Source organism: Streptomyces sp. CA-278952 (genome assembly GCF_028747205.1).
GTDB lineage: Bacteria > Actinomycetota > Actinomycetes > Streptomycetales > Streptomycetaceae > Streptomyces.
Window position 1 is genome coordinate 6,512,006 of the sequence record NZ_CP112880.1, and the last position, 25,435, is coordinate 6,537,440.

Genomic DNA, 25,435 nt, shown 5'->3' on the forward strand with positions numbered 1-25,435 from the left:
CAGCGTCCGCCTTCTCCGGATCCGGGGCACCTGAATCACTTCAGGCGCCCCGGACTCCGTTGCGGCCCTCCGGAGAGGGCCCACGGCGGCTACAGGGACTTGGCGGCGGGTTTCACCATGCCTCGCACGGTGCGCGACTTCACGAACTCGCCCATCCCCGTCATCTCCCACTCGCCGGTGAACTGCTTGATGAGCTTGGCCATCATCACGCCGGTCTGCGGCTCGGCGCCGGTGAGGTCGAAGCGGACCAGCTCCTCGCCGGACGCGTCGTCGATCAGCCGGCAGTAGGCCTTGGCCACCTCGTTGAACTTCTGGCCGGTGAACGAGTTCACCGTGAAGACCAGGCCGGTCGCCTCGGCGGGGATCCGGCCGAGGTCCACCATGATCACCTCGTCGTCGCCCGCGCCCTCACCGGTGAGGTTGTCGCCGGAGTGTTTGATCGCCCCGTTCAGGATGGTCAGCTTGCCGAAGTAGCAGCTGTCCAGGTGGTTGCGGTTGGGGCCGTAGGCGATCACCGAAGCGTCCAGGTCGATGTCCTTGCCGCGGAAGGCGGGCTCCCAGCCCAGGCCCATCCTGACCCGCGAGAGCAGCGGTGCGCCGCCCTTGACGAGGGACACGGTCTGGTTCTTCTGGAGGTTGACCCGGCCCTTGTCCAAGTTGATCTTCCCGGAGCCCGCGGGCGCGGCGGGGGCCGCCGGGGGAGCGGGCGGGGCGGCCGGGGCGGGCGGAGCGATCCGCGGGTCGACGGGGGCGGCCACCGGAGCGACCGGGGCGGCGGTGACCGGGGCGGGGGCCGTCGGAGCCGGAGGGGCGACCGGGGCCGCGGGCTCCTCGACCGAGACGCCGAAGTCCGTGGCGATCCCGGCCAGCCCGTTCGCGTAACCCTGGCCGACCGCACGGGCCTTCCAGGCCCCGTTGCGCAGGTAGATCTCGATGATCACGAGCGCCGTCTCGGCGCCCAGCTGCGGCGGGGTGAAGGTGGCGAGCGCGCTGCCGTCGTCCGCGTTGCGCACGGTGGCGGTGGGCTCGACGCCCTGGAAGGTCCGGCCCGCGGCGTCGGGGCTCGCGGTGACGACGATCTTCTCGATGCCCGGCGGGACGGCCGCGGTGTCCACCACGATCGCGTCGGGCGCGGAGCCCCCGCCGGAGCGGTAGGTCACGCCGGGGCCCGAGGGCTGGTTGTAGAAGATGAAGTCGTCGTCGGAGCGCACCTTGCCGTCGGCGGTGAGCAGCAGGCCCGAGACGTCGAGCCGCATCGGAGCGGCGACGTCCACCGCCACGCGGGCGGCGGAGAGAGGGATGTTCGAGCCGGGGGTCATTGCGGTCATGCACGGGGTAACGAACGACCCGGCTTTGCCGTTCCCTTACCTTCGGCCGTCCGGAGGACGGTCGTCGGAGGGCTCTCAGCGGCGGTTGCGCGGGTGGTCGCGGGCGGTGCGCTCGTTGCCGTGCTTGTACGCGCCGGTCCAGCGCGCCATCACCAACTGGGCGTCGCCCGAGCCCACCTCGGCCAGGAACTTCTCCGCCCGGCCGCCGCGCAGGGTGCCCGCGGGGCGACCGCGGTGGGTGATGGTGACGCTCTGGTCGCCGTGCTGTTCGTACTGGAATCCGGAAGGTCTCGGCATGGCCCGTATCCTGCCCGTCCCGCCGCGCCCCCGTCGCCCGGATTTCCGCCGCCCGGTCCCCGCTACCGCCGCCCGGTCGCGCTACCGCCGCGCGGGCGGCTCAGTGCGGCCAGATCGGCGGGTCGGTCGCGAAGTGGCCGCCCACGCGGGCGTGCGCCGGGTTGTCCGGGTCCAGCTCGCCCTGCTCGGCGACGAGCTTCGCCGCGTACGGCTCCGAATCGTCCCTGGGCCGGTAGCCCAGCGCCCGCGCCGGTGCCAGGTCCCACCACAGGCGGGTGTTGGCGGAGGATCCGTAGACGACGGTGTGCCCGACGTCCTCGGCGGTGAGGGCCGCGTGGAACAGCCGTGCGCCGTCGCCGGGGCTCATCCAGACCGACAGCATCCGCACCGAGGTGGGCTCGGGGAAGCAGGACCCGATGCGCACCGAGACCGTCTCCAGCCCGTGCCGGTCCCAGTAGAGCTGGGCCAGGTCCTCACCGAAGCACTTGGAGAGCCCGTAGAAGGTGTCGGGGCGGCGCGGGGCGTCCAGGGGGATCGGCGGATCGCCCGGAGCCGGGCGAGGGGTGTGACCGATGACATGGTTGGAGGAGGCGGACACGATGCGCCGGACGCCCTCCTCACGGGCTGCCTCGTAGAGATGGTGCGTGCCCTGGATGTTGGCGCGGAGGATCTTGTCGAACGTGGACTCCAGCGAGATGCCCGCCAGGTGGATGACCGCGTCCACCCCGCGCACGGCCTCGCGCAGCGCCTCCCGGTCGTTCAGGTCGGCGGTGATCGCCTCGGGCGCGCCCTCCGCCGGGACCAGGTCGAAGAGCCGCAGGTCGTATCCGTACGCGGGCAGCAGCCCCCGCATCAGGGTGCCGAGGCCGCCTGCGGCGCCGGTGAGCAGGACGGTACGGGGAGCGGTCATACGGGGGTCTCCTCGGGGGCGTACGCGGGCGCTGTGCGCAATCCTGGCTGGCATTCACATGCGTGGACAAACTAAGGAGGCGAGGCGAGGTGCGTCAAGAGCCCGCATCCACCTTGACCTGCCATCGGAGGCTGCCTTAGCGTTGCGGTGTTCAGAAATATGGACATCGATCAGAATTGTGCACGCCTGAACCTGCTCAGGGAGCGCCCGTGACCTCAGCCCCCCTCGCCGCCCGGCTCAGCGAAGTCGCCGGGCCGCTCTTCTTCCCCGTGACCGCGTTCGGGCCGGACGGCACCGTCGACCTCGCCGTCTTCCGCGCCCATGTGCGCGCGGGGATCGACGCCGGAGCCGCCGCGGTCTTCGCCTGCTGCGGTACGGGCGAATTCCACGCGCTGACCCCCGAGGAGTTCCGCCTCGCGGTCGCCGCCGCCGTCGAGGAGAGCGCCGGGCAGGTCCCCGTCCTCGCGGGGGCCGGCTACGGCACGGCGCTCGCCGTCCAGTACGCGCGGGCCGCCGAGGAGGCCGGTGCGGACGGACTCCTCGCCATGCCGCCCTACCTCGTCGTCGCCGGCCAGGAAGGGCTGCTGAACCACTACGCGGCGCTCGCCGCCGCCACCGGCCTGGAGACGATCGTCTACCAGCGCGACAACGCGGTCTTCACCCCCGAGACGGTCGTCGCCCTGGCCCGCACCCCCGGCATCATCGGGCTCAAGGACGGCCACGGCGACCTCGACCTCATGCAGCGCATCGTCAGCGCGGTCCGTACCCACCGGCCCGACGGCGACTTCCTCTACTTCAACGGACTGCCCACCGCCGAACTCACCGGCCCCGCCTACCGGGGCATCGGCGTCACCCTCTACTCCTCCGCCGTCTTCGCCTTCGCCCCGGACATCGCCCTCGCCTTCTACCGGGCCCTGGACTCCGGCGACGACGCGCTGGTCGACGGGCTGCTCGACCACTTCTACCGGCCGCTCGTCGAACTGCGCGCCAAGGGCCACGGGTACGCCGTCTCCCTGGTCAAGGCCGGTGTCCGGCTCCAGGGCCTGGACGTCGGCGAGGTACGCACCCCGCTCACCGAACCGACCGCCGCGCACGTCAAGGACCTCATCGAGATCATCGCGAGCGGCCGCGCCCTGCTGGAGGAGCGCGTATCCCAGGAGCACGCGTCCCAGGGGCACGACTCCCCGGCGGGCCGGGCGGCGGGCCGGGCGGGGGGCCGGGCGTGAAGGCGGGCGCGTTCCTCTACCCGTGGGACGTCGTCGGGGACCCGGCCGCCGCCGCCCGGATCGCGGACCTCGGCGTCCGGCAGGTGACCCTGGCCTCCGCCTACCACTCCACCCGGGCCCTGACCCCCCGCCACCCCGCCCACCGCGTCGTCACCGCCGAGCACGCCGCCGTCCTCTATCCGCCGGACCCGGACCGCTGGGCGGGGCGGGCCCTCGCCCCGTACCGCCAGAGCTGGACGGCCGGCGACGATCCTTACGGGGAGGCGGCGGACGCGCTGGCCGCAGCCGGTCTGGAGGTGCACAGCTGGGTGGTCCTCGCCCACAGCTCGCGGCTCGGCGCGGAGCACCCGGACACCTCGGTGGTCAACGCCTACGGGGACCGCTACCCCTGGGCCCCCTGCATCGCCCGCCCCGCCGTGCGCGCGTACCTCGTGGACCTGGCGGGAGAGGCCGCCGCCCGGCCCGGCGCACACGGGACCGAGCTGGAGTCCTGCGGCTGGTACGGCTTCGCCCATCTGCACGCCCACGACAAGGTCGCCGGCGTGGGCCTCGGCGAGGCGGCGCAGTACCTCATGTCGCTGTGCTTCTGCCCGGTGTGCCGCGAGGGGTACGGGGAAGCGGGCGCCGACCCCGAAGACCTGTCCGCAGCCGTCCGCCGCGCCCTGGAGCCGGCCTGGTCCGGCGCCGGCTCCCCGGAGTCCGGCCGGGACGGCATCGGGAAGCTGCTCGGAACCGAGCTCGCGGACGCCACCCTGTCGTGGCGCGGCCGGGTCGCCCGCACGTTCCAGGAGGCGGCCGTCGCGGCGGTACGGGCGACCGCCCCGTCCGGCTTCCAGGTGCTGCTGCACGCCGACCCCGTCCCGTACCGCACCGGGGCCAACGCCGGCGTCGAGGCGGACCACATCCTGGCCGTGGCCGACGGCGTGGTGCTGCCCTGCACGGGACCCGACAGCGCCCGGGAAGCGGTCCTCGGGCCGTTCGCCGGCCGGGGCGGTGTGCGCGCCGCCAACTTCGGGATCGTCACCGGGATGGGCGGCAGCCCTCGCACCCTGGAGCGCGACGCGGCCCACGCCGCCTCGCTCGGCGCGGACCAACTCCGCCTGTACCACGCGGGACTCGCCTCGGGCCCGGACCTGGAGGCGGTCGCCGCGGCGCTCTCACGGCTGAGGTGAGGCGGGGCCGGACTCCCCTGTGGGGCCGGACTCGCTTGCGGGACGGGACGCCGGCGCAGGGGCGGACGGCGGCGCGGGGGCGGACGGCGGCGCGGGGGCGGTGCGGTGCCGTGCCGCCCCCGCCGCCAGCAGCGCCGCGGCCAGCAGCCCCGCCGCCCCACAGGCCGCCGTCAGCACCCGCACGTCCACCACCGCGACGAGCCCCGCCCCCACCGCCAGGGCCACCGCGTTGGGCGCCGTCATCAGCGAGCCCGCCGTCGCCGCCGTCCGCCCCAGCACCGCGTCCGGCGTCTCCCGCTGCACCGCGGTCATCGTCGCGATCAGCACGCACGGCAGACCGAACCCGATCGCCGCGCTCGCCGCCAGGGCCACCCCGTCGTGCGGCAGCGTCCGCGCGCCCACGGCCAGCGCGAACAACGCCATCCCGCCCGCTGCGAACACCCGCTCCGGCAGCCGGCGCAGCAGCGGCCCCACCAACAGCCCCACCGCCACGGAACCGGCGCCCTGCACGGCGTACAGGACCCCCGCGTACTCCGGCGTCCGGCCGAGCACGTCATCGACGTACCCGAACGTCACGGCCCCGTTCACCCCCGCCAGCAGCATCGTCGCCGCCCCCGCCGTCACCAGCGGGCGCAGCACGGCCGAGGCGCGTATCCGCCGCAGCCCGGCGAGGAGTTCACCGCGCCACGCCCCGGCCGGGGGCCGCGGGGCCTCCCGTACCCGGAGCCGGGCGAAGATCAGGGCGGCCAGGGCGCACGTCGCCGCGTCCAGGAGCGCCACGGCCGGGCCGCCGAACCGCGCGTACAGCCCGGCGCCCGCCAGCGGGGCGACCAGCTTCATGCCCTCGTTGGCCGTCGTCCGCAGCCCGTTGAAGTCCGCCAGCAGCGAGGCGTGCACGGTCCCCGCGACGAGCGCCGACTCCGCCGCGTCGAGCAGGACGCCGCTCGCCCCGTAGAGGACCAGCACCACGAAGACCAGCCAGACGGTGCGGCCCGAGTCCACCAGCACCAGCGTGGCGAGCAGAGCGGCCATCGCCAGGTTGACCCGGACCAGCAGCTTCTTCCGGTCCATCCGGTCCGCGAGCGCGCCGAGCACGGGCCCGGCCAGCACCGGGGCCCACATCGCGCACACCGTCAGCGCCGCCAGACTGTTCGACCCGGTCAGCGACTTGACCCAGATCCCCGCCGTGAGCCACATCGCGGACGTACCGAACCCGGAGACGACCACCCCCGCCAGATACCGCCCCGCCGTCGGGTCCCGCAGGACCCGCACCACCGCCGGACCGCCCATGCCGCCCCGCCCTCCGCCTCGTGCTCCGCGACCCGTCCGTGCGGGCCGTGCGGCTCATGCTGCGGAGTAAGGCGGTGCTGCGGCATCGGGCGGATGCCTTAGGGCCGCCGACCGACCGCCGCCGACCGACCGCCGCCGACCGGGCGGCGCCACCGGGCGAGTGGCCGCTCAGGCGGCGCCGGGCGTCACCGCTCCGGCGACCCTCCCGTCACCGCTCCAGCGCCGCCCGCATCGTCTTCTGCGCGATCGGCGCGGCCAGCCCGTTGCCGCTGATCTCGGAGCGCGCCGCCCCCGAGTCCTCCACGATCACCGCGACGGCGACCTCCTTGCCGCTGGCGCGGTCCTTCGCGTACGAGGTGAACCAGGCGTACGGGGTGCTGCTGTTCTCCACGCCGTGCTGCGCGGTGCCCGTCTTGCCGCCCACCTCGGCCCCGGGAATCCGGGCGTTGGTACCGGTGCCCTCCTCGACGACCGTCACCATCGCGCTCCGCAGCTGCTCGGCGGTCGACTCCTTCACCACGCGCTCGGTCTCGCCGTCGGCGGTCTCCTCCAGCACCGTGCCGTCCCCGTCGGTCACCCGGGAGACCATGTGCGGCGCGGCCAGCTCACCGCCGTTGGCCAGGGCCGAGGTGACCATCGCCATCTGGAGCGGGGTCGCGGTGACCTCGAACTGGCCGATCCCCGTCAGCGCCGTCTGCGCCTTGTCCATACCGGTCGGGTAGACGCTCTTCGCCGCCCGTACGGGGACGTCCAGCTTCTCGGTGTCGAACCCGAACGCGTCCGCCATCTCCTTGACCTCGTCCTGGCCGAGGTCGACGGCGGCCTTCGCGAAGACGTTGTTGCAGGAGTACTGGAGCGCGGTGCGCAGGGTCGCGTTCTCGCAGGGCGCGGACGGGTTCTCGTTGGGGAGCACGGTGGTGGTGCCGGGCAGGGTGTACGGGGTGGGGCTGTCGGTGCGCTCGTCGACAGAGCCGTACAGCCCGTTCTCCAGCGCGGCCGCCGCGACCACCAGCTTGAACGTGGAGCCCGGCGGCAGCGGCTGCCGCATCGCCCGGTTGACCAGCGGCTTGTCCGGGTCGTCCAGCAGGGCCTGCCAGGCGTCCTGGTCCGTCGTCCCACTGATCGTCGAGGGGTCGTAGGAGGGGGTGGAGACCATGCCGAGGATCCGGCCGGTCCCCGGGTCGATGGCCACCGCCGCGCCCTTGGTGTCGCCGAGCGCCTCGTAGGCCGCCTTCTGGACCTCCGGGTCGATCGTCGTCAGCACGTTGCCGGGGGCGGCCTGCCCACCGGTGAGCAGGTCCTTCGGGTTCTTCAGCCGGTCGTCCGTGCCGTCCAGGACGTCGCTGTAGATGCCTTCGAGCTGGTTGGCCCCGTACGCCTGCGAGCTGTAGCCGGTAACGGGCGCGTACAGCTCGCCCTGGGGGTACGTGCGCTTGTACCGGAGGTCGCCGCCGCTGGTCTCCTTCGATCCGGTGACCGGCGAACCGGCCACGATGATGTCACCGAGCGGCTGCGCGTACTGCGCGATGGTGTTCCGCCGGTTGTGCTCGTGGTCTGCGAGCGCCTCGGCCTGGTAGCCCTGCACCCATGTCGCCCGCACCAGCAGGGCGAGCACCATGAGCAGACAGAAGACCGAAGCGTGCCTGATTGTCTTGTTCATCCCGCTGGAGGGACGAGCGGGGGCGTTCCGGCCGTTCCCGTCCCTGCCCCTTCTCACTGATTTCTCAGGCGGCCGGCCGGGCCCCGGTACCCGGTCGGCCGCTCAGCCCGGCGTGATGAAACCGGACTCGTACGCCGCGATGACCGCCTGGGTGCGGTCCCGGGCGCCGGTCTTCGCGAGGACCGCCGCCACATGCGTCTTCACCGTCGCCGGGCCCACCGAGAGCCGCCCCGCGATCTCCGCGTTGGTCAGCCCCGCCGCCATCAGCCGCAGCACGTCCGCCTCCCGCCCCGTCAGCCTCGCCACCCACGCCGGAGCCCCGGCCGCCCGCCGCCCGGCGTGCTCGGTGGCCAGCGTGCGCACCGCCGCCGGATAGAGGAGCGAGTCGCTGTACGCCACCAGGCGCACCGCCTGCACCAGCTCCTCGGCGGCCGCCCGTTTCAGCAGGAACCCGGCTGCCCCGGCGCGCAGGGCCTCGTACACGTACGCGTCGTTCTCGAAGGTCGTCACGACGACGATCCTCGGCGGGTCCTCCAGCGTGGCGAGGATCTGCTCCGTGGCCCGGATGCCGTCGATCTCCGGCATCCGCACGTCCATCAGCACCACGTCGGGCCGCAGCGCCCGCACCACGGAGACGGCCTCCGCGCCGGTGGCGGCCTCCCCGACGACCTCGATGCCCTCCTCGGCGTCCAGGATCACGCGCAGCGCCGTACGCACCATCCGCTCGTCGTCCGCCAGAACCACCCGCACCGGAGCCCCGCTCATCGCCGTCCCCCCTTCCGCCCGGCCGTCCCCGGCACCGTCAGCGGCAGCAGAGCGGTCAGCCGCCAGACACCGTCGTCCGCCCCCGCCTCGGTCCGGCCGCCCAGCAGGACGGCCCGCTCCGCGATGCCGCGCAGTCCGCGACCGCCCCCGGGGCGCGCCACGGCGGGCCGCTCGCCCAGTGGATTCTCCATCACGATCTCCAGCTCCCTCTCCCGTACCGCGATCAGCAGCCGCACCGGGGAAGCGCCCCCGCCGTGCCGCGACGCGTTGCTCAGCCCCTCCTGGACGATCCGGTACGCCTCCCGCGAGACCGCCGGGTCCAGACGGTCCGGATCGCCCTGCCGCTCGTACGCCACCGGCGCCCCGCAGCGCGCCAGGAGCCCGTCGAGCGCGTCGAGCCCCGGTCCGTACACCGTGCCCTCGTCGTCCGGCTCCCCGTCCTGCCGCAGCAGCCCCAGCACCGAGTCCAGCTCCCCGACCGTCCGCCGCGTCGTCTCCTCGATGGCGGTCAGCGCCTCGCGGACGAACTCCGGATCGCGGTCCAGGACCCGGCGCGCCGCCCCGGCCTGAAGGGTCACCGCACTCAACGCGTGCCCCACCGAGTCGTGCAGCTCCCGGGCGAGCCGGTTGCGCACCGCCAGATCCGCCGCCCGGCGTTCGGCGGTGGCCAGCCGGTCCTCGGGCGTCGGTCCCAGGAGCACCGGGGCCCGCCGGGCCAGCAACTCCCCGGTCGCGGTCGCGGCCAGCGCCAGCGCCAGCAGCATCGCGAGCCCGGCCAACGGGGCGAGGGCCAGGGCCCACGGTTCCCGCAGCACGCGGGGGCCGTTGAGCAGCCAGGTGGAGCGCAGCCCGTCGGAGAACGGCAGCGCGGCGACCGCCACCGCGAACGGCGGCAGTGCCAGGGTGGTCCCGCTGACGATCCCGCCGAGCGCCAGATGCAGGGTGTACCAGCCGGCGGTACGCACCCGGGCCTGCCGGGTCCGGGCGGGACCGTCGGCCAGCAGGGTGGGCGTCACCCCGCACAGGGCGCGGACGGCGGCCACGGACAGCGGCCGGACGAGCGGGAAGAAGCCGGTGGCCGCCGCGATCGGCAGGGCGACGGCGAACGCGGCGAACAGGGCGGACACGGAGGAGAGCAGCGGTTCCCCGCCGCCCGCCAGGCCGTTCAGGACCGTGCCGACCAGGAAGTAGGGCATCAGCAGCGCGCCCCCGATGACCAGATGCAGCCAGCGCAGCCGGGCCCGCCGTCCGAACAGCGCGGCGAGCGGCTTCATGACACCCGGTCGGCGGCGGCCGGGGTGGCGGTGGGCGTGGCGGCGGTGGGCGTGGCACCGGTGGTCGCGGGCAGCGCCGAAGCCGCCGCGCGCTCCGCGAAGAAGTAGGCGCCCAGCGTCACGACGAGCGCCCCTGCCAGCATCTGGACAGCGTAGGTCAACACCGTCGCCGTCGTCGGCCGGTCCGCCGCTTCGCCCGCGCCGATCAGCCCCGCGAGGTTCAGCCACCCGCCCCAGCAGGCCATCTCCGCCGAACCGGCCCAGGCCAGGACCAGCGGCAGACGCAGGGAGAGACGGCCGGTGCGGCGGAAGGCGAGCAGGAGCACCCCGACGGCGGCGACCACCACGAAGAGCAGGTTGACGGCTTCCAGGACGTAGAAGTCGCTGGTGCGGTCCGCCGCCCGGCCGGCGTCGAGCCCGGCGGTCGAACCGCTGACCCACAGCAGGTGCGTGACGCCGGGGAAGAGAGCCGCCGAAGCGGCGGCGACGGCGGTCGCGCGGAGGGCGGGCGTGGTCGGACCCGCCGGCAGATCCCGCAGCCGCCCTTGCCACAGCCTGCCCCAGCGCTCCTTGGCGTACAGCGCGAAGAGGGCGCCGAGGGCGAGGCCCTGGACGATGAAGCCGCCGTAGACGACGCCGAAGACCCAGGGGTCGAGGAACGGTTCGGAGTTCCCCTCGCCGACCGGCCGGCCGCCGCCACCGCCGAGGAGCCCGACGGCCAGCTGGACCGGGAAGGCCGTCATGATCGGCAGCAGCAGACCGCTCGCCACCCACATCGGCAGCACCAGCAGCCAGGCGGGCACCCGCCGGCCCCAGGGCCGGGTGAGCAGCAGGGCGAGGACGATGACGGCGCCGTCCATCAGCACCGTGGCCCCGTTGGCGACGCGCAGCAGGGTGCCGCCGTCCAGCAGTGCGCTGCCGTCCGGGATGCCGAGCCGACTGCCCGCCATCCAGGCCGTCTTGAGCCCGATGTAGGGCAGACAGGCCGCCATGGCGACCACCCGGAGCACGGACCGCGCCCGGCCGACGCGGTACGAGGGCGGTGCGACGCGGTACGAGGGCGGTGCGACGCGGTACGAGGCCGCCTCGGCGCGGTGCGGTGGCGTCCCAGGGCGCCCGGGCGTCCCGGGACGGTGCGGCGGGGCGGGAGCGAGTGCCTCGGGGGGCCGGTTCACGGTCATGGCACCCAGGCTTCCGCGCCGGCCGGCCCCGCACGTCCTGCCCGGCGACGATCCGTCTCCGCCACGTGGGGGAGGGGGCCCGTCTCAGCAGTGCGGCGTGACCAGGACCTCGCCGATCTCCTCGCCCCGGGCCGGGGGCGAAAGCTCCGGGTCGCTCATCCAGGCGAAGAACAGCGGCAGGTCCCCGTCCTCGACCGGACGCAGCGCTGTCCCGGCCATCAGAGCCTCCGGGTCGCCAGGGAGAGCCGGTCCCGGGCGTCGAACAGGGCGTCCTTCACCAGCTGTTCGTGGCCGGGGGTGAGCCGGGCGACCGGCACCGAGCAGCTGATCGCGTCGCGCGCGGGCGTCCGGTAGGGGATCGCCACGCCGAAGCAGCGCAGGCCGATGGTGTTCTCCTCGCGGTCCACCGCGTAGCCCTGCTCGCGGACCAGCCGCAGCTCGTCGATGAGCTTCTCGCGGTCCGTGATGGTGTGCTCGGTCAGCGCGGGCAGCGACTCGGGCAGCATCTTGCGGACCTGCTCGTCGCTGTGGGTCGCCAGCAGCGCCTTGCCGAGCGAGGTGGAGTGCGCGGGCAGCCGGCGGCCGACCCGGGTGAAGGGGCGCAGATAGTGCTGGGACTGCCGGGTGGCGAGGTAGACCACGTTCGTCCCGTCGAGGCGGGCCAGGTGGATGGTCTCCGTGGTGTCGTCGGACAGCCTGTCCAGGGTGGGCCTGGCGGCGGCCACGACCTCGTCGCCGTCGATGTACGACGTGCCGACCAGCAGGGCGCGGACGCCGATCCCGTACCGGGTGCCCGTCGCGTCCGTCTCCACCCAGCCCAGCTCCACCAGGGTGCGCAGCAGCATGTAGAGGCTCGACTTGGGATAGCCGACGGCCTCCTGGACGGCGGCCAGCGAGTGCATGCCGGGCCGCCCCGCGAAGTATTCGAGAAGCTCCACGGTCCGTACCGCGGACTTGACCTGTGCCCCACCGGACTCGGCGACCGACATCGCCCACGCCCCCTTCTCCAGCTCATCGACTTCTCGTCCGCGTCGGCGTCCGAAAAGCCGCCACACGATTGCCAACACGGAACGCCCCGAAATAGAGTCCGAGGACATTCACGTTCAGGAACTCCGTTCAGAATACCGAACACTTGCCGATGTGCGGCCGAAGCCGTCCGGACTCGGCCGGAGGACGGTCGCACCACGGGAGGAATCACGGTGAGCGCAGCACCAGTCTGGAGTGTCGACCCCCGAACCGGGAACCCGCGCGAGCAGGTCGCGGTGGAGGCCACCGCCGCGGAGGTCGACCGGGCGGTCCGGGCGGCCCACGCCGTCCGCGACGCCCTCGCCGACCGCGCGGCGCGCGCCGGGTTCCTGCGGGCGGCGGCGGAACTGCTGGAGGAGTCCGGTGAGCACATCGTCGAGGCGGCCGACGCGGAGACCGCCCTCGGCCCGGCCCGGCTCACCGGTGAACTGGCCCGTACCGCAGCCCAGTTGAGGGCGTTCGCGGAGGTCGTGGACGAAGGCGCCTACCTCGACGTCCACATCGACCACCAGGACGACTCCCGGACCCCGCCCTGGCCCGACCTGCGCCGCTACAAGATCCCGCTCGGGGTCGTCGCCGTCTACGCGGCCAGCAACTTCCCGCTCGCCTTCTCCGTCCCCGGCGGCGACACGGCCAGCGCGCTCGCCGCCGGCTGCCCGGTCGTGGTCAAGGCGCACCCCGACCACCCGGCCACCTCCGAACTCTGCGCCTCGGTCCTCCGCCGCGCCGCCGCCCGCACCGGACTGCCCGAGGACATCGTGACCCTGGTGCACGGCTTCGACGCGGGCGTCGAGCTGGTCCGCCACCCGCTGGTGAGCGCGGCCGGCTTCACCGGCTCGGTACGCGGCGGACGCGCCCTGTTCGACGCGGCCGCGGCCCGCCCCACCCCCATCCCCTTCCACGGCGAGCTCGGCTCCCTCAACCCGGTCGTCGTCACCCCGGCGGCCGCCGCCGAGCGCGCCGGGGAGATCGGCGCCGGGCTCGGCGGCTCGATGACCCTGGGCGCGGGCCAGTTCTGCACCAAGCCCGGCTTCGTCCTGGTCCCCGAGGGCGCGACGGGCGACCAGCTCCTCAAGACGCTCACCGAGACGGTCAGCTCCACCGGATCAGGCGTCCTGCTGGACCACCGCATGCGGGACGCTTTCGTCGCCGGCGTACGGGAGCGGGCCGCGCTGCCTGACGTCGGAGCGCCCGTCACCCCCGGCGCGGGCGGCGAGCACACCGTCTCCGCCGGATTCCTCACCGTCCCGGCCGCCCGGCTGACCGCCGAGGGCCCGCACGACGCGTTGCTGGAGGAGTGCTTCGGGCCGGTCACCGTGATCGCCCGGTACGCGTCCGTCGACGAGATCGCCGCCGTCCTCGCCCGGCTGCCCGGGAACCTCACCGCCACCCTCCGGACCGCCACCGAGGACGACGACCCCGACGCGGCGCGTCTGCTGGCCGCGCTCACCCCGCTCGCCGGGCGCATCCTCGTCAACGGCTGGCCGACCGGCGTCGCCGTCGCCCCCGCCCAGCACCACGGCGGCCCCTACCCGGCCTCCACGTCCACCTCCACCTCCGTCGGCGCGACGGCGATCGAACGCTGGCTGCGCCCCGTCACGTACCAGTCCACCCCCGAGGCGCTCCTCCCGCCGGAGCTGCGCGAGGACAACCCGCTGGGCCTGCCCCGCCGGGTGGACGGACGCCGCGCATGAGCCTGAACCTGGACGCCCTCCCCTTCGCCCTGGACGCGGAGGGCCCCGACGGACGCTGGACCCACGCCGACGGCGTGCTGACGGGCCGGGCCGGACCCGGCCAGGACCTCTTCGTCCCCCCGTCCGGCGACTCCCTGGAGCCGGGCTCCGACGCCCCGCGCCTGCTCGGACCGGTGGGGGAGGGCGACTTCCGGCTGGTGGCCCGGGTGCGCCCGGGGCTGCTGTCGTTCGGTGACGCGGGCGCCCTGTACCTCCACGTCGGGGACCGCGCGTGGGCCAAGCTCTGCCTGGAGCACTCCGCGGGCCTCCCGACCGTCTGCACCGTCGTCACCCGGGGCCACTCCGACGACGCCAACGCCTTCGTCGTGGACGAGGGCGTCTGCTGGCTCCGCCTCAGCCGCACCGGCGGCGCCTACGCCTTCCACGCCTCCACCGACGGCGAGAGGTGGACCTTCGTCCGCTTCTTCACCCTCGGCACGGAGAAGGAACGGGCAGCCACCCGCGCCGGCTTCCTGGTGCAGTCGCCCACCGGTGAGGGCTGCGGCGCGGTCTTCGACCGGATCGCGTTCCTGGCCGGGGGAGTGGAGGACCTGCGCGACGGGCGGTGAGGGGTGCGGCATGACGGTGACGGGGGCGATATGAAGGTGTCGCGGTGGTCGCGGTGGTCGTGGGGAGGAGGGGCGGGCGGGAAGATCCGGGAATCACCCGGTACGGATTCGCGTTCGACCCACTGACCCTGTGCGGAGGCCCCTCCGCGCCCCCCGCGACCCCTGGAGAGTAGAAGAGTCATGCGCGTCGAGATCTGGAGCGACATCGCTTGTCCGTGGTGCTACATCGGCAAGGCCCGCTTCGAGAAGGGCCTCGCGGAGTTCGCCCACCGGGACGAGGTCGAGGTGGTGCACCGCTCCTTCGAGCTCGACCCCTCGCGGGCCAAGGGCGACACCGCGCTCGTGATCGACATGCTGGCCGAGAAGTACGGCCGCAGCCGCGAGGAGGCGGCCTCGATGGAGGCCAACGTCGCGGCCAACGCGCAGGCCGAGGGGCTCGGCTACCGCACCGAGGGCCGTGACCACGGCTCCACCTTCGACCTCCACCGGCTGCTGCACCTGGCCAAGGCCCGCGGCCGCCAGGACGAGCTGCTGACCCTCGCCTACCGGGCGAACTTCGCCGAGGAGCGGTCCGTCTTCGACAACGAGGTGCTGCTGGCTCTCGCCGTGGAGGCCGGACTCGACGCCGACGAGGCCCGCGCGGTGCTCGCCGACCCGGAGGCGTACGCGGACGACGTCCGCACCGACGAGCGCGAGGCGGCCGAACTGGGCGCCAACGCCGTGCCGTTCTTCGTCCTCGACCGTCGGTACGGGATCTCCGGCGGTCAGCCGTCGGAGGTCTTCGTCCAGGCGCTGGAGCAGGCTTGGAAGGACCGCGCCGTCACCGCCCTCACCGCCGTCGGCGGGGAGGCGGCGGCCTGCGACGCGGACGGGGCCTGCGAGGTTCCGCGCGGCTGAGCCACCCGGAAGCCGTCTATAAGCATTCCTTTGGTGCCCCCTTGGATCTACGTGATTGACTTTGGGTCAAGGGGGCTTCAGGGTGGACGCATGACGATCCTCGCGCCCATCCAAGCGGCAGCCGTCGAATTCGCCCCCGAAGTCGCCTACCTCAACACCTCCAGCTGGGGCCTGCTGCCCCGCCGGACGATCGCCGCCGTCAAGGCCCTGGCCGACGAGAACGCCGCGGGGCGCCGGGTGGGGGCGGGCAGCTTCGACGCGGTGGAGGCCGCCCGGGCCGGCTTCGCCCGGCTCGCCGGGGTCCACCCGGACCGGGTCGCCACCGGGAGTTCCGTCACCGTCCACGTCGGCCTGATCGCCGCTTCCCTGCCGCCGGGAGCCGAAGTCCTCTGCCCCGAGGGCGAGTTCTCCTCCGTGGTCAGCCCGTTCGCACTCCGCGGTGATCTGCGCGTGCGGTACGCGCCGCTCGACGGGCTCGCCGGGGCCGTACGCCCCTCGACCGCCCTCGTCGCCTTCTCCGCCGTGCAGTCGGCCGACGGCCGGGTGGCCGACCTCGCCGCCGTCCGCACGGCCGCCGCGGCGCACGGCGCCCGGACCCTGCTGGACGGAACCCAGGCGGCGGGCTGGTTCCCGCTGGAGGCGGGGGCGTACGACTACACCGTGACCGGCGGCTTCAAGTTCCTGCTCTGCCCGCGCGGTACGTCGTTCCTGACCGTCACCGAGGAGGCGCAGGACACCCTGCCGCCCCTCTTCGCCGGCTGGGTCTCCGCCGGTGCTCCCTGGACGAGCAACTACGGACCGCTGGAGCGGCTCGCCCCCACCGCCCGCGGCTTCGACGAGCCGCCCGCCTTCCTCTCGTACCACGGGGCGGAGCACTCCCTGGAGCTGCTCGGTGAAGTAGGGGCAGACGCCCTGTACGCGCACGCCACCGGGCTCGCGGCCCGGCTGCGGGCGGGTCTTGCGGAGCTCGGGCACGAGACCGTTCCCGGGGAGTCGGCGATCGTCTCCGTGCCGGGTCTCGAGAGCCGGCAGCCCGACCTGGTGGAGGCGGGTGTCGCCGTCTCCGCTCCGGCCGGAAATCTGCGGATCTCCTGCCACCTCTACAACACCGAGGCCGACGTGGACCGGGTGCTGGAGGTCCTGGCCTGATCCGCAGGGGGGCGGCTCAGCACCGGTCCGGGCAGTCCGCGGTCTTCCGGCAGAGGTTCTCCTCGACCTTCGCCAGCAGCCGGATCAGCTCCGCGCGCTCGGCCGGTTCGAGGCCCGCGAGTGTCTGCTCCTCCAGGCTGCCCCAGGCGTCCCGGACCGCGGTGTGCAGCGCGCAGCTCTCGTCCGTCGCCTCGACCAGCACGGCCCGCCGGTCGGCCGGATCGGGGCGGCGGCGCACATGCCCGGTCTGCTCCAGCCGCTGGAGCATCTTCGTGACCGTGGACGGGGCCAGATCGAGGGTCCTGATCAGCTCCGTCTGGCGGACCGCGCCCCGGTCCCACAGGTGCATCATCAGCAACTCCTGCCCCGGGGAGAGGTCCACCCCCTTGAGCGCCTTGCCCGCGGCGGACCGGTGCAGCCGGGCCACCCGGGACACGGCGTGGCTGACGGGTCCGCTGAGCGCCGCCATGGGCGACGCGTTCGTACACCACCACGGCTGCCACACCGCACTCGGCGGCCAGCCACCCATCAGCCGTGTGAACAACGCTGCGGCTCAATACACCTAGCGCGGCCGCCCGTCCCACCGCCACGAGGTGCGGCGCGGGTGGTCCGGCAGTTCGGCGCGACCGGTGGCCCACAGCAGTACGGCCCACCGGTCGCCGCCCGCCGGGGCGTCCGGGAAGAGCCGGGCCAGCACCCGGTCGCAGAGCGCCGGGGACGGCGACCAGGCCAGCCCCAGGCCCTCGGCGAGGTCATACGTGTGCACCAGGGTCTCCACCACGCCCATTGCGGCGAAGCCCTCCGGATCGGAGATCCCGTACCCGTGGTACGAGCGCACCTCGGGCGGCGTCGTCCGCGCCATCGAGGCCAGCAGCGCCCCGCTGGCCTCCAGCGTGGCCAGCAGCCCGGCGGGGCCGGCCTCACGGTCGGCGAAGACCGCGTTGTGGGGTCCGCCCTGCCGTTCGGGCGCCCACCGGTAGGGCACGTCGCGGTCCAGCGGAGGCGTACGGGGGCCCAACTGCACGGCGTACGCGAACAGATCGTCGCTCAGGTGCTCCACCGTCTCCCAGCAGCTCCAGTCAAGGCTCCCCGCGGGCGCGTCCCAGCGGTCCGCCGGGGCCTCGGCCAGCAGGTCCACCGCGAGCCGCACCGCCGAGGTCACATCGTCGGCGGTCACCGGCAGCCGGGTCCCGGACAGCGCCGCACGCTCGGCGGCGGAGCACTCCACGCAGAACTCGTTGCCCTCGGGGTCGGCGAGCGTCGCCCAGCCACGCCCGTTCGGTTTGCGGTGGTCGCCGACCAGAGTCGCGCCGAGCGCGAGCAGCCGTTCGACCTCCTCGTCCCGGGAGCGGTCCTGCGGCTGGATGTCCAGGTGGACGCGGTTCTTGGTCTGTTTCCTCTCGTCCACCTGAACGAAGAGGATCGCCGCGCCAGGGGCCTCGACCAGCGCCTCCGGGTCGCCGGGGGCGTCCTCGTCGGAGAGCGGCGCGCCGAGCACCTGGGCCCAGAAACCGCCGAGGGCGTAGGCGTCGGCGCAGTCGATCGTGATGTGGCGTACATGGGAAGTCATGGCGGACACTCTCTCCGCTGACCCGGCCCCGGTCCAACGAGTTAGGCGGAGAGGGCCGGGACGGCGTACCCGTCCCGGCCCTGGCTCGCCCGTGCGGACCGCTACTTCACCGGGGTGAAGTCCCGTGCCCCGATGAACTCGGGGCGGCGGATCGGAGCCGCGAAGGGCTCCTGCGCCGTGTTCTCCACGCTGTTGAAGACGATGAAGACGTTGCTGCGCGCGTACGGGGTGATGTTGTCGCCCGAGCCGTGCATGGCGTTGCAGTCGAACCAGGTCGCCGAACCGGCCTTGCCGGTGAAGAGCCTGATGCCGTGGCGGTCGGCCATCTTCGTCAGCGCCTCGTCGGACGGGGTGCCCGCGTCCTGCATCTGGAGCGACTTCTTGTAGTTGTCCTTCGGCGTCTCGCCCGCGCAGCCGAGGAACGTCTTGTGCGAACCGGGCATGATCATCAGCCCGCCGTTGGTGTCGAAGTTCTCGGTCAGCGCGATCGACACGGACACCGTCCGCATGTTCGGCAGACCGTCCTCCGCGTGCCAGGTCTCGAAGTCCGAGTGCCAGTAGAAGCCCGTGGCCCCGAAGCCCGGCTTGACGTTGATCCGGGACTGGTGGACGTACACGTCCGAGCCGAGGATCTGGCGGGCCCGGCCCACCACCCGCTCGTCGCGGACCAGACCGGCGAAGACCTCGCTGATCTTGTGGACCTCGAAGACGGACCGTACGTTCTGCGACTGCTTCTCGACGATCGAGCGCTCGTCGGCGCGGACCGCCGGATCGGAGATCAGCCGGTTCAGCTCCGCCTGGTAGACGGCGACCTCGTCCGGGGTGATGAGCTGGTCGACGGTGAGGAAGCCGTCGTGCTCGTATCCCTGGAGGTCCTTGGCGGCGACCGGGCCCGGTGCGCCCGGCGCGGACCAGATGACCGGGTCCTGGCGGGGAGTGGTCATCTCGGCGGCGCCGCGCGAGGGGTACAGATCGGCGCGTACTTCGGTGGTCATGGTGGTTCAGGCCTCCTCGGTCAGCAGTGGGTAGACACCGTTCTCGTCATGGTCCTCCCGTCCGGTGACGGGGGGGTTGAAGACACACACGCAGCGGAAGTCGGTCTTGGGCCGCATGGTGTGCCGCTCGTGGCCGTCCAGCAGATACATGGTGCCGGGCGTGATCCAGTGCGTCTCGCCGGTCTCGTCGTTGGTGAGCTCGGCCTCGCCCTCGGTGCACAGCACCGCCTCGATGTGGTTCGCGTACCACATCGAGGTCTCCGTGCCCGCGTACAGCACGGTCTCGTGGAGCGAGAAGCCCACCTTCTCCTTGGCGAGCACGATGCGCTTGCTCTCCCAGGTGCCGGACGCGGACTTCACATGCCGGTCGGTGTTCTCGATGTCACTGAACGATCGGACGATCACGGTGAACGGTTGCCTTTCTCTTCTCTCCACAGTGTCCCGGGCCTCGCGGCCCGGGACCTCTTCTTCTCCACCTGCCCCGACGGTGCCGGGTCAGGCCGTTTCGCGGACGCAGCGGGCCAGCGTGCGCAGGCCCTCGTCCAGTTCTTCGGGGGTGATGGTCAGCGGCGGCAGCAGCTTGACGACCTCGCTCTGCGGGCCCGAGGTCTCCAGCAGGAGCCCCAGCTGGAAGGCGCGGGCGCAGACCGCGGAGGCGCGCGCCGGGTCCTCGAACTCCATGCCCCACACCAGGCCCCGGCCGCGGAACTGCGCGGTCGGCTCCTCGGCGCAGATGGCCAGCAGCGTCTGTTCGACCTGTTCGCCGCGGGCGAGGGTCTGCTTCTCCATCTGGCCGTCGGCCCAGTAGGCGTCCAGTGCGGCGGCGGCGGTGACGAAGGCCGGGTTGTTGCCGCGGAAGGTGCCGTTGTGTTCGCCCGGCTCCCAGATGTCCAGTTCGGGCTTGAACAGGCAGAGGGACATGGGCATGCCGTAGCCGCTGATGGACTTCGACAGCGTGACGATGTCGGGGACGATGCCGGCTTCCTCGAAGGAGAAGAAGCCGCCGGTACGGCCGCAGCCCATCTGGATGTCGTCGACGATCAGCAGCATGTCCTGGCGGTGGCACAGTTCCTGCAGTGCTCGCAGCCATTCGGCGCGGGCGACGTTGATGCCGCCCTCGCCCTGGACCGTTTCCACGATCACGGCGGCGGGTTTGTTGAGGCCGGAGCCCTGGTCCTCCAGCAGTCGCTCGAACCAGAGGAAGTCGGGGACCGTGCCGTCGAAGTAGTTGTCGAACGGCATCGGGGTGCCGTGCACCAGCGGGATGCCGGCTCCGGCCCGCTTGAAGGCGTTGCCGGTCACGGCGAGCGAGCCGAGCGACATTCCGTGGAAGGCGTTGGTGAAGGAGACGACGGACTCGCGGCCCTTGACCTTGCGGGCCAGTTTCAGTGCCGATTCGACGGCGTTGGTGCCGGTCGGGCCGGGGAACATCACCTTGTAGGGGAGGTCGCGGGGGCGGAGGATCACGTTCTGGAAGGTCTCGAGGAACGCGCGCTTGGCGGTGGTCGCCATGTCCAGGCCGTGGGTGATGCCGTCGCGCTCGATGTAGTCGATCAGTGCTCGTTTCAGCACCGGGTTGTTGTGGCCGTAGTTGAGGGAGCCGGCCCCGGCGAAGAAGTCCAGGTAGGAGTGGCCGTCCTCGTCGGTCAGCCGGGCGCCCTGCGCGCGGTCGAACACGGCGGGCCAGCCGCGGCAGTAGCTCCGTACCTCGGACTCCAGAGTCTCGAAGACGCTCAGGGCGGGCGGGGTGATGGTCACAGCTGATCTCCTGCGTGAGGGGGGTGTGACGGACAGTGGTCGAGTGCTCCCCGCCGCACGGATGCGGCCGGGACCGCGCCGAGTGGTCGGACGGCGCGAAAAGTCGGTGGGTCCGGGCGTACGGGTCGAGTACGCCGGAGTGCGGTGGCCGGGGCGGCTCAGGTGGCGAACGGGCCTATCCGGTAGAGCACCTCGGGCAGGTGCGTCTCTTCGGGGAACAGCGCGCCGTCGAAGAGCACTTCCTTCTCCAGCGCGACGTCGTGGCGCTGGGCGTAGGACGTGAACAGCCGGTCGGAGGCGGTGTTGTCCGGCGTGACCGTCGTCTCCACGGACGCCAGGCCCTGGTCGGCGGCGACCCGGGCGGTCAGTGCGTCCAGCAGAGCGGCGGCCAGTCCCTTGCCGCGGTGGGCCTGGTCGACGGCCACCTGCCAGACGACGAGGGTCTGGGGGCGGTCGGGCCTGATGTAGCCCGTCACGAAGGCGATGGGCTCGCCGTTCTCGCCACGGGCGACGGCTGAGGTCGCGGCGAAGTCACGGCACCACAGCAGGTAGCTGTACGAGGAGTTCAGGTCCAGGACCTCGGAGTCGCGGGCTATGCGCCAGATCGCGGCTCCGTCCTCCACTCGTGGCGCATCGATACTGAGGAATTCGCTTCGGGCACGGGCAAAATCTGCTGGTGCGGCGGTCATGCGCATTGAATTTACCCAGCAAATTTCGAAATTGCATCGACGTAGAGGGTTGGGTGAAGAGCCCTCATGTGTTATCAGGCGTGCGTGAGGGCGCCCTCGATCTGGGTACAAATTTCTACACTTTGTCCCGAATTAATCGGGCATAACGCCGCTCTTGTGCGGTCGGTCACAGGGTTGTAACTCTCGTGAGATGTGTCCGAATTATGAAGTTCGAGGCCGGAAAAAACTGGCCCGTTTAGGTGACGGAAAAGCGGGCAGAAGAATGTGGGAAGCTGCTTTTAATAAAGCAGCTTTCCGCATGATGAATATCAGAGGCTCGGCCAGGTTTCCGAAACAGCCCGCCGGGCAGCCTCGATATCGACCGGCAGGCCCGCGTCGGCCAGCACCGCACCCAGAGCCGCGAGCGAGGACAGCACCGCGCCCCGCGTCGCCTCCGCCCCGTAATGGTTGACCCGGATCATCTCCTTGGACAGCGCCCCGCCACCCGCGACGAGCGGCAGCGCGGGGTCCGCCGCCAGCGCCTCCGCGACCAGCACGGCCGCGTCCGTCCCCGCCGGCGCGCGCAGCGTCGTCGCCACCGGGGCCGCGTCCCGGGCCTCGTGGACGTACGGCTCCAGCCCGCCGCCCAGGGCCACCGCCCCGGCCCGGGTCGCCGCGGCGGCCGAGGCGTGGCGGGCCGTCACCGTGTCCAGGCCCTCGTCCTCGATCCGCGCCACGCAGGCCTCCAGGCCCAGCATCTCCAGCTGCGCCGGGGCGTGCGGCAGCGCCGTCCGGCCACCGTCGATCCAGCGCTCCTTCCAGTCCAGGAGCGAGAGGTAGGAGCGGCGCGGGGCGGCCGGGTTGGCGGCGATCCGCTCCCACGCCCGCTCGCTCACCGACACCGCCGACACCCCGGCGGGCCCGCCCATGGCCTTCTGCGCGCCGATGACGCACAGGTCGACGCCCCAGGCGTCCGGCAGCAGCGGCTCGGCGCCCACCGAGGCGACCGCGTCCAGCATGAACAGCGCGCCGTGCGCCCGGACCACCTCGCCGATCTCCGCGACCGGATTGGTGTTGCCGGTCGCCGCCTCCGCGTGCACCAGCGAGACGAAGTCGATCCCCGGGTGCTCGGCGAACGCCTCGGCGACCTGGTCGGCGGTGACCGCGGCGTGGAAGGGCACCGTGAGGTCGACGACCTCCGCGCCGCAGTCCCGAAGCCAGTTGCCGAAGGTCTGCCCGTACGGTCCGGTGACGACGTTGAGCGCGGTCGAGCCGGGCCGCGCGCCGCCGCGGATGCAGCCCTCCAGCGGCAGCAGCGCCTCGCCCTGGGTGATGACGACGTCCTGCTCCGTTGCGAGGAGCCGGGCCACGCGTCGCTCGATCGCCGCGAAGCGGTCGGCGGTGAGCGGGGGAAGGTCGAGGAAGGGGTGCGTCACGGTGGGGCTCTCTTCGGGATCGTTCGACGGTCGGAATCGCACAGGCAGCCTACCGACGGCCTCGTACAGTGCCGCGTATGAGTGATCAGGAGGAGCAGCGGGTGCTGCGGGTGAAGGGCCGGGTGCTCGTCGGCCCGGACGAGGTGCGGGACGAGCTGTGGGCCGTGGACGGGCGGATCACCTACGAGCGGCCGCCCGGCGCCGACGGCGCGGTGACGGTCAGGGGGTGGGCGCTGCCCGGCCTGGTCGACGCGCACTGCCACGTGGGCCTGGACCGGCACGGCCCGGTCGACGCGGCGACCGCCGAGAAGCAGGCGCTCACCGACCGGGAGGCCGGAACCCTGCTGATCCGGGACGCCGGATCGCCCTCCGACACCCGGTGGATCGACGACCGCGAGGACCTGCCGAAGATCATCAGGGCCGGCCGTCACATCGCCAGGACCCGCCGCTACATCCGCGACTACGCCCATGAGATCGAGCCCGGCGACCTCGTCGCGTACGTGGCCCGGGAGGCCCGGCGGGGGGACGGCTGGGTCAAGCTGGTGGGGGACTGGATCGACCGCGACGCCGGCGATCTGACCGCCTGCTGGCCGCGCGGCGAGGTCGAGGCGGCCATCGCCGAGGCGCACCGGCTGGGCGCCCGCGTCACCGCGCACTGCTTCGCCGAGGAGTCGCTCACCGACCTGGTGGAGGCGGGCATCGACTGCGTCGAGCACGCCACCGGCCTCACCGAGGACACCATCCCGCTCTTCGCCGAGCGGGGGGTCGCGATCGTCCCGACGCTGGTGAACATCGCCACCTTCCCCGACCTCGCGGCGGGCGGCGAGGCCAAATTCCCCCGCTGGTCGGCCCATATGCGGCAGCTGTACGACCGCCGCTACGACACCGTGCGCGCCGCGTACGACGCGGGGATCCCCGTCTACGTCGGCACCGACGCGGGCGGCTCCCTGGCACACGGCCTGGTCGCGGGCGAGGTCGCCGAGCTGGTCAAGGCGGGCATCCCGCCCCTGGAGGCCCTCTCCGCCACGACGTGGGGGGCCAGGCGCTGGCTGGGGCGCCCGGCGCTGGAGGAGGGCGCTCCGGCGGACCTGGTCGTGTACGACGAGGACCCGCGCGCGGACGTCCGGGTGCTGGCGGCCCCCCGGCACATCGTGCTGAACGGGCGGGTGATCGGCTGAGAGCGGCGCGGTGCTGTGTTGACGAGCAGTGACGTGCTGCGTTGACGAGCAGTGACGTGCTGCGTTGACGAGCAGTGACGGACGCGGTCCCGGACTCGTTGATGCACCTCTGCGCAGGCTCCGGCGCGAGCGCACTCCGTACGGCTCGCGCCGGGTGAAACGGGTGGAACGGGTGACACCGGCGAACGCACGTGCCGAAAGATTCGAATATGCACGCGGAAACCCCCCTTTGGGGTGAACTCACGCCAGGTGTCCGCCAGTTCACCCTCAGTGCGTAAAGATTCACGGAGTCGAGGCCACCGGCGCAGGCGATGTCCCCCATTGGACTGTGCCGGTGGCTCCATGTCTCTTGTGGGGGTTCCACCATCTTGAACAGCAACACCTTCCGTCTCGCCGCCCTGGCGGTCGCCGCCGGCCCCGTCGCCCTGCTTGCCGTCGTCCCCGCGCACGCAGCCCCGGCGACGCCCACCACCGGCGGCGAGGGCAGGGCGAGCGCGGTCGTGCTCCGTACCGGGCTCGACGTCTCGCTCCTCAACAAGTCCGTCCAGGTGCCCCTCAAGGTCACGCTCAACGAGGTGACGGCCCCGGCCAGCGCCCGGAAGACCGCGCTCAGCGTGAACGTGGACGGGGTGGAAGGCGGAGCCCCGGTCAGCGTCCTGCGCGCCGACGTGGCCACCGCGAACGCCACCGTCGACGAGCACAGGGCCGAGGGCTACACCAACCTGGCGAAGGCCAAAATCCATGTGCCCGGACTGCCGGTGCTCTCGCTCATCGAGGTCGAGAAGGTCACCTCCAAGGCGGTCTGCGAGACCGGCGAGAAGCCCGTCGCCGAGTCGAACGTGCTCGGCCACGTCGCGGTGCTCGGCAAGAAGGTCACGCTCTCCGCGGGCGGACCGACCCGGGTGACGGTGCCGGGCGTCGGCGAGGTCTCCCTCGACCTCTCCAAGACGGTCACCACCGAGCGCACGGCGGCCGCGACGGCGCTCCAGCTCAAGGTCTCGGTCAACCCGCTGAATCTCAACGTCGCCGAGGTGGAGGGCGAGGTCACCCTCGCCGAGGCGACCTGCGAGACCCCGAAGGCGCCGAAGACCCCCGAGGAGCCCAAGACCCCTGAGGAGCCCGGCTCCACGGACGGCGGTTCCACCGGCGGCGACGGTGGCACGAGCGGCGGCGACGTGAAGACGCAGACCGGCTCCGACACCGGCACCGCCCCCACCGAGGCCAACCTCGCCGAGACCGGCGGCAGCTCCACCACCCCGTACATCGCGGGCGGAGCGGCCCTGCTCCTGGCCGTCGGCGCGGGCGCGACGGTGCTGGCCCGCAGGCGTGGCAGCAGCCAGAGCTGATACGGGT

The 25,435-nt window shown here is 72.9% G+C and carries 25 protein-coding genes; 8 read left to right on the forward strand and 17 right to left on the reverse strand.

Annotated elements, in window-relative coordinates; translation table 11 throughout:
* Positions 1–89: 89 nt before the first annotated feature.
* The 3 genes from N7925_RS28810 to N7925_RS28820 form a co-directional block, all read right to left on the reverse strand.
* Entirely contained in the window at positions 90–1,328 is a 1,239-nt protein-coding gene (locus N7925_RS28810; protein WP_274345610.1) for a TerD family protein, read from the reverse strand.
* A 75-nt stretch (positions 1,329–1,403) separates the two neighbouring features.
* Positions 1,404–1,625, reverse strand: coding sequence for a hypothetical protein (locus tag N7925_RS28815; protein ID WP_265602321.1), 222 nt, complete (start codon positions 1,623–1,625; stop codon positions 1,404–1,406).
* Positions 1,626–1,725: 100 nt separating this feature from the next.
* Positions 1,726–2,535, reverse strand: a complete 810-nt coding sequence (locus N7925_RS28820; RefSeq protein WP_274345611.1) for an NAD-dependent epimerase/dehydratase family protein — start codon at positions 2,533–2,535, stop codon at positions 1,726–1,728.
* A gap of 209 nt (positions 2,536–2,744) precedes the next feature.
* On the opposite strand from N7925_RS28820, the gene N7925_RS28825 reads away from it, so the two are divergent.
* Positions 2,745–3,761 (forward strand): 5-dehydro-4-deoxyglucarate dehydratase, encoded by a 1,017-nt coding sequence (locus N7925_RS28825; protein ID WP_274345612.1) that lies wholly within the window; start codon positions 2,745–2,747, stop codon positions 3,759–3,761.
* Complete coding sequence (locus tag N7925_RS28830) at positions 3,758–4,933, forward strand: hypothetical protein (protein ID WP_274345613.1); 1,176 nt, start codon at positions 3,758–3,760, stop codon at positions 4,931–4,933. The genes N7925_RS28825 and N7925_RS28830 overlap by 4 nt, the downstream gene beginning before the upstream one ends.
* Here N7925_RS28830 and N7925_RS28835 read toward each other — a convergent pair.
* The 7 genes from N7925_RS28835 to N7925_RS28865 all read right to left on the reverse strand — a co-directional run bounded on the left by N7925_RS28835 (position 4,919) and on the right by N7925_RS28865 (position 12,092).
* Positions 4,919–6,223 carry an MFS transporter gene (locus N7925_RS28835; RefSeq protein ID WP_274345614.1) on the reverse strand — a complete coding sequence of 435 codons (1,305 nt, stop codon included), beginning with the start codon at positions 6,221–6,223 and terminating at the stop codon, positions 4,919–4,921. The genes N7925_RS28830 and N7925_RS28835 overlap by 15 nt on opposite strands.
* A gap of 208 nt (positions 6,224–6,431) precedes the next feature.
* Entirely contained in the window at positions 6,432–7,883 is a 1,452-nt protein-coding gene (locus N7925_RS28840) for a peptidoglycan D,D-transpeptidase FtsI family protein (RefSeq protein WP_274345615.1), read from the reverse strand.
* A 102-nt stretch (positions 7,884–7,985) separates the two neighbouring features.
* Positions 7,986–8,648: a response regulator transcription factor gene (locus N7925_RS28845; RefSeq protein ID WP_274345616.1), complete on the reverse strand. Its 663-nt coding sequence runs from the start codon at positions 8,646–8,648 to the stop codon at positions 7,986–7,988.
* Positions 8,645–9,922, reverse strand: coding sequence for a sensor histidine kinase (locus N7925_RS28850; protein ID WP_274345617.1), 1,278 nt, complete (start codon positions 9,920–9,922; stop codon positions 8,645–8,647). Before N7925_RS28850 ends, N7925_RS28845 begins: the two co-directional genes overlap by 4 nt.
* Positions 9,919–10,914 (reverse strand): hypothetical protein, encoded by a 996-nt coding sequence (locus N7925_RS28855; protein ID WP_274346569.1) that lies wholly within the window; start codon positions 10,912–10,914, stop codon positions 9,919–9,921. Before N7925_RS28855 ends, N7925_RS28850 begins: the two co-directional genes overlap by 4 nt.
* A gap of 273 nt (positions 10,915–11,187) precedes the next feature.
* The gene (locus tag N7925_RS28860) at positions 11,188–11,322 is read right to left on the reverse strand and encodes a hypothetical protein (RefSeq protein WP_274345618.1); all 135 of its coding nucleotides are present in this window, start codon (positions 11,320–11,322) and stop codon (positions 11,188–11,190) included.
* Positions 11,322–12,092 carry an IclR family transcriptional regulator gene (locus tag N7925_RS28865; RefSeq protein WP_265602329.1) on the reverse strand — a complete coding sequence of 257 codons (771 nt, stop codon included), beginning with the start codon at positions 12,090–12,092 and terminating at the stop codon, positions 11,322–11,324. Before N7925_RS28865 ends, N7925_RS28860 begins: the two co-directional genes overlap by 1 nt.
* Before the next feature lie 210 nt (positions 12,093–12,302).
* Between N7925_RS28865 and N7925_RS28870 the strand changes: the two genes are divergently transcribed.
* From N7925_RS28870 to N7925_RS28885, 4 genes are all read left to right on the forward strand, one after another.
* The gene (locus N7925_RS28870) at positions 12,303–13,823 is read left to right on the forward strand and encodes an aldehyde dehydrogenase (NADP(+)) (protein WP_274345619.1); all 1,521 of its coding nucleotides are present in this window, start codon (positions 12,303–12,305) and stop codon (positions 13,821–13,823) included.
* On the forward strand, positions 13,820–14,431 hold the full coding sequence (locus N7925_RS28875; protein WP_274345620.1) for a DUF1349 domain-containing protein: 612 nt from the start codon (positions 13,820–13,822) through the stop codon (positions 14,429–14,431). The genes N7925_RS28870 and N7925_RS28875 overlap by 4 nt, the downstream gene beginning before the upstream one ends.
* 180 nt (positions 14,432–14,611) lie before the next feature.
* Positions 14,612–15,328, forward strand: a complete 717-nt coding sequence (locus N7925_RS28880; protein ID WP_274345621.1) for a DsbA family oxidoreductase — start codon at positions 14,612–14,614, stop codon at positions 15,326–15,328.
* 90 nt (positions 15,329–15,418) lie between these two features.
* Entirely contained in the window at positions 15,419–16,477 is a 1,059-nt protein-coding gene (locus N7925_RS28885; RefSeq protein ID WP_265602333.1) for an aminotransferase class V-fold PLP-dependent enzyme, read from the forward strand.
* Between the two features lie 16 nt (positions 16,478–16,493).
* Here the strand turns inward: N7925_RS28885 and N7925_RS28890 are convergent, their stop codons facing one another.
* The 7 genes from N7925_RS28890 to N7925_RS28920 all read right to left on the reverse strand — a co-directional run bounded on the left by N7925_RS28890 (position 16,494) and on the right by N7925_RS28920 (position 22,904).
* Positions 16,494–16,946: a MarR family winged helix-turn-helix transcriptional regulator gene (locus tag N7925_RS28890; RefSeq protein ID WP_265602334.1), complete on the reverse strand. Its 453-nt coding sequence runs from the start codon at positions 16,944–16,946 to the stop codon at positions 16,494–16,496.
* A gap of 93 nt (positions 16,947–17,039) precedes the next feature.
* The gene (locus N7925_RS28895) at positions 17,040–18,047 is read right to left on the reverse strand and encodes a VOC family protein (RefSeq protein WP_265602335.1); all 1,008 of its coding nucleotides are present in this window, start codon (positions 18,045–18,047) and stop codon (positions 17,040–17,042) included.
* Between the two features lie 101 nt (positions 18,048–18,148).
* A complete protein-coding gene (thpD, locus tag N7925_RS28900; RefSeq protein ID WP_265602336.1) occupies positions 18,149–19,042 on the reverse strand; it encodes an ectoine hydroxylase in 894 nt (297 codons plus the stop codon).
* Between the two features lie 6 nt (positions 19,043–19,048).
* Positions 19,049–19,447 (reverse strand): ectoine synthase, encoded by a 399-nt coding sequence (locus N7925_RS28905; RefSeq protein WP_003969937.1) that lies wholly within the window; start codon positions 19,445–19,447, stop codon positions 19,049–19,051.
* A gap of 90 nt (positions 19,448–19,537) precedes the next feature.
* Positions 19,538–20,800 carry a diaminobutyrate--2-oxoglutarate transaminase gene (gene ectB / locus N7925_RS28910; RefSeq protein ID WP_265602337.1) on the reverse strand — a complete coding sequence of 421 codons (1,263 nt, stop codon included), beginning with the start codon at positions 20,798–20,800 and terminating at the stop codon, positions 19,538–19,540.
* 158 nt (positions 20,801–20,958) lie between these two features.
* Positions 20,959–21,489, reverse strand: a complete 531-nt coding sequence (gene ectA / locus N7925_RS28915) for a diaminobutyrate acetyltransferase (RefSeq protein WP_274345622.1) — start codon at positions 21,487–21,489, stop codon at positions 20,959–20,961.
* 308 nt (positions 21,490–21,797) lie between these two features.
* Positions 21,798–22,904, reverse strand: a complete 1,107-nt coding sequence (locus N7925_RS28920; RefSeq protein ID WP_265602339.1) for a pyridoxal-phosphate-dependent aminotransferase family protein — start codon at positions 22,902–22,904, stop codon at positions 21,798–21,800.
* A 77-nt stretch (positions 22,905–22,981) separates the two neighbouring features.
* Between N7925_RS28920 and N7925_RS28925 the strand changes: the two genes are divergently transcribed.
* Complete coding sequence (locus N7925_RS28925; protein ID WP_274345623.1) at positions 22,982–24,082, forward strand: amidohydrolase family protein; 1,101 nt, start codon at positions 22,982–22,984, stop codon at positions 24,080–24,082.
* A gap of 368 nt (positions 24,083–24,450) precedes the next feature.
* On the forward strand, positions 24,451–25,428 hold the full coding sequence (locus N7925_RS28930; protein ID WP_274345624.1) for an SCO1860 family LAETG-anchored protein: 978 nt from the start codon (positions 24,451–24,453) through the stop codon (positions 25,426–25,428).
* Positions 25,429–25,435 lie beyond the last annotated feature (7 nt).

What these genes read in the sequence shown, in the direction of transcription:
- N7925_RS28810 (WP_274345610.1), bottom strand. Translation starts at nt 1,328, where the DNA reads ATGACCGCAATGACCCCCGGCTCGAACATCCCTCTCTCCGCCGCCCGC.
- N7925_RS28815 (WP_265602321.1), bottom strand. Translation starts at nt 1,625, where the DNA reads ATGCCGAGACCTTCCGGATTCCAGTACGAACAGCACGGCGACCAGAGC.
- N7925_RS28820 (WP_274345611.1), bottom strand. Translation starts at nt 2,535, where the DNA reads ATGACCGCTCCCCGTACCGTCCTGCTCACCGGCGCCGCAGGCGGCCTC.
- N7925_RS28835 (WP_274345614.1), bottom strand. Translation starts at nt 6,223, where the DNA reads ATGGGCGGTCCGGCGGTGGTGCGGGTCCTGCGGGACCCGACGGCGGGG.
- N7925_RS28840 (WP_274345615.1), bottom strand. Translation starts at nt 7,883, where the DNA reads ATGAACAAGACAATCAGGCACGCTTCGGTCTTCTGTCTGCTCATGGTG.
- N7925_RS28845 (WP_274345616.1), bottom strand. Translation starts at nt 8,648, where the DNA reads ATGAGCGGGGCTCCGGTGCGGGTGGTTCTGGCGGACGACGAGCGGATG.
- N7925_RS28850 (WP_274345617.1), bottom strand. Translation starts at nt 9,922, where the DNA reads ATGAAGCCGCTCGCCGCGCTGTTCGGACGGCGGGCCCGGCTGCGCTGG.
- N7925_RS28855 (WP_274346569.1), bottom strand. Translation starts at nt 10,914, where the DNA reads ATGGCGGCCTGTCTGCCCTACATCGGGCTCAAGACGGCCTGGATGGCG.
- N7925_RS28860 (WP_274345618.1), bottom strand. Translation starts at nt 11,322, where the DNA reads ATGGCCGGGACAGCGCTGCGTCCGGTCGAGGACGGGGACCTGCCGCTG.
- N7925_RS28865 (WP_265602329.1), bottom strand. Translation starts at nt 12,092, where the DNA reads ATGTCGGTCGCCGAGTCCGGTGGGGCACAGGTCAAGTCCGCGGTACGG.
- N7925_RS28875 (WP_274345620.1), top strand. Translation starts at nt 13,820, where the DNA reads ATGAGCCTGAACCTGGACGCCCTCCCCTTCGCCCTGGACGCGGAGGGC.
- N7925_RS28880 (WP_274345621.1), top strand. Translation starts at nt 14,612, where the DNA reads ATGCGCGTCGAGATCTGGAGCGACATCGCTTGTCCGTGGTGCTACATC.
- N7925_RS28885 (WP_265602333.1), top strand. Translation starts at nt 15,419, where the DNA reads ATGACGATCCTCGCGCCCATCCAAGCGGCAGCCGTCGAATTCGCCCCC.
- N7925_RS28890 (WP_265602334.1), bottom strand. Translation starts at nt 16,946, where the DNA reads ATGGCGGCGCTCAGCGGACCCGTCAGCCACGCCGTGTCCCGGGTGGCC.
- N7925_RS28895 (WP_265602335.1), bottom strand. Translation starts at nt 18,047, where the DNA reads ATGACTTCCCATGTACGCCACATCACGATCGACTGCGCCGACGCCTAC.
- thpD (WP_265602336.1), bottom strand. Translation starts at nt 19,042, where the DNA reads ATGACCACCGAAGTACGCGCCGATCTGTACCCCTCGCGCGGCGCCGCC.
- ectA (WP_274345622.1), bottom strand. Translation starts at nt 21,489, where the DNA reads ATGACCGCCGCACCAGCAGATTTTGCCCGTGCCCGAAGCGAATTCCTC.
- N7925_RS28925 (WP_274345623.1), top strand. Translation starts at nt 22,982, where the DNA reads ATGAGTGATCAGGAGGAGCAGCGGGTGCTGCGGGTGAAGGGCCGGGTG.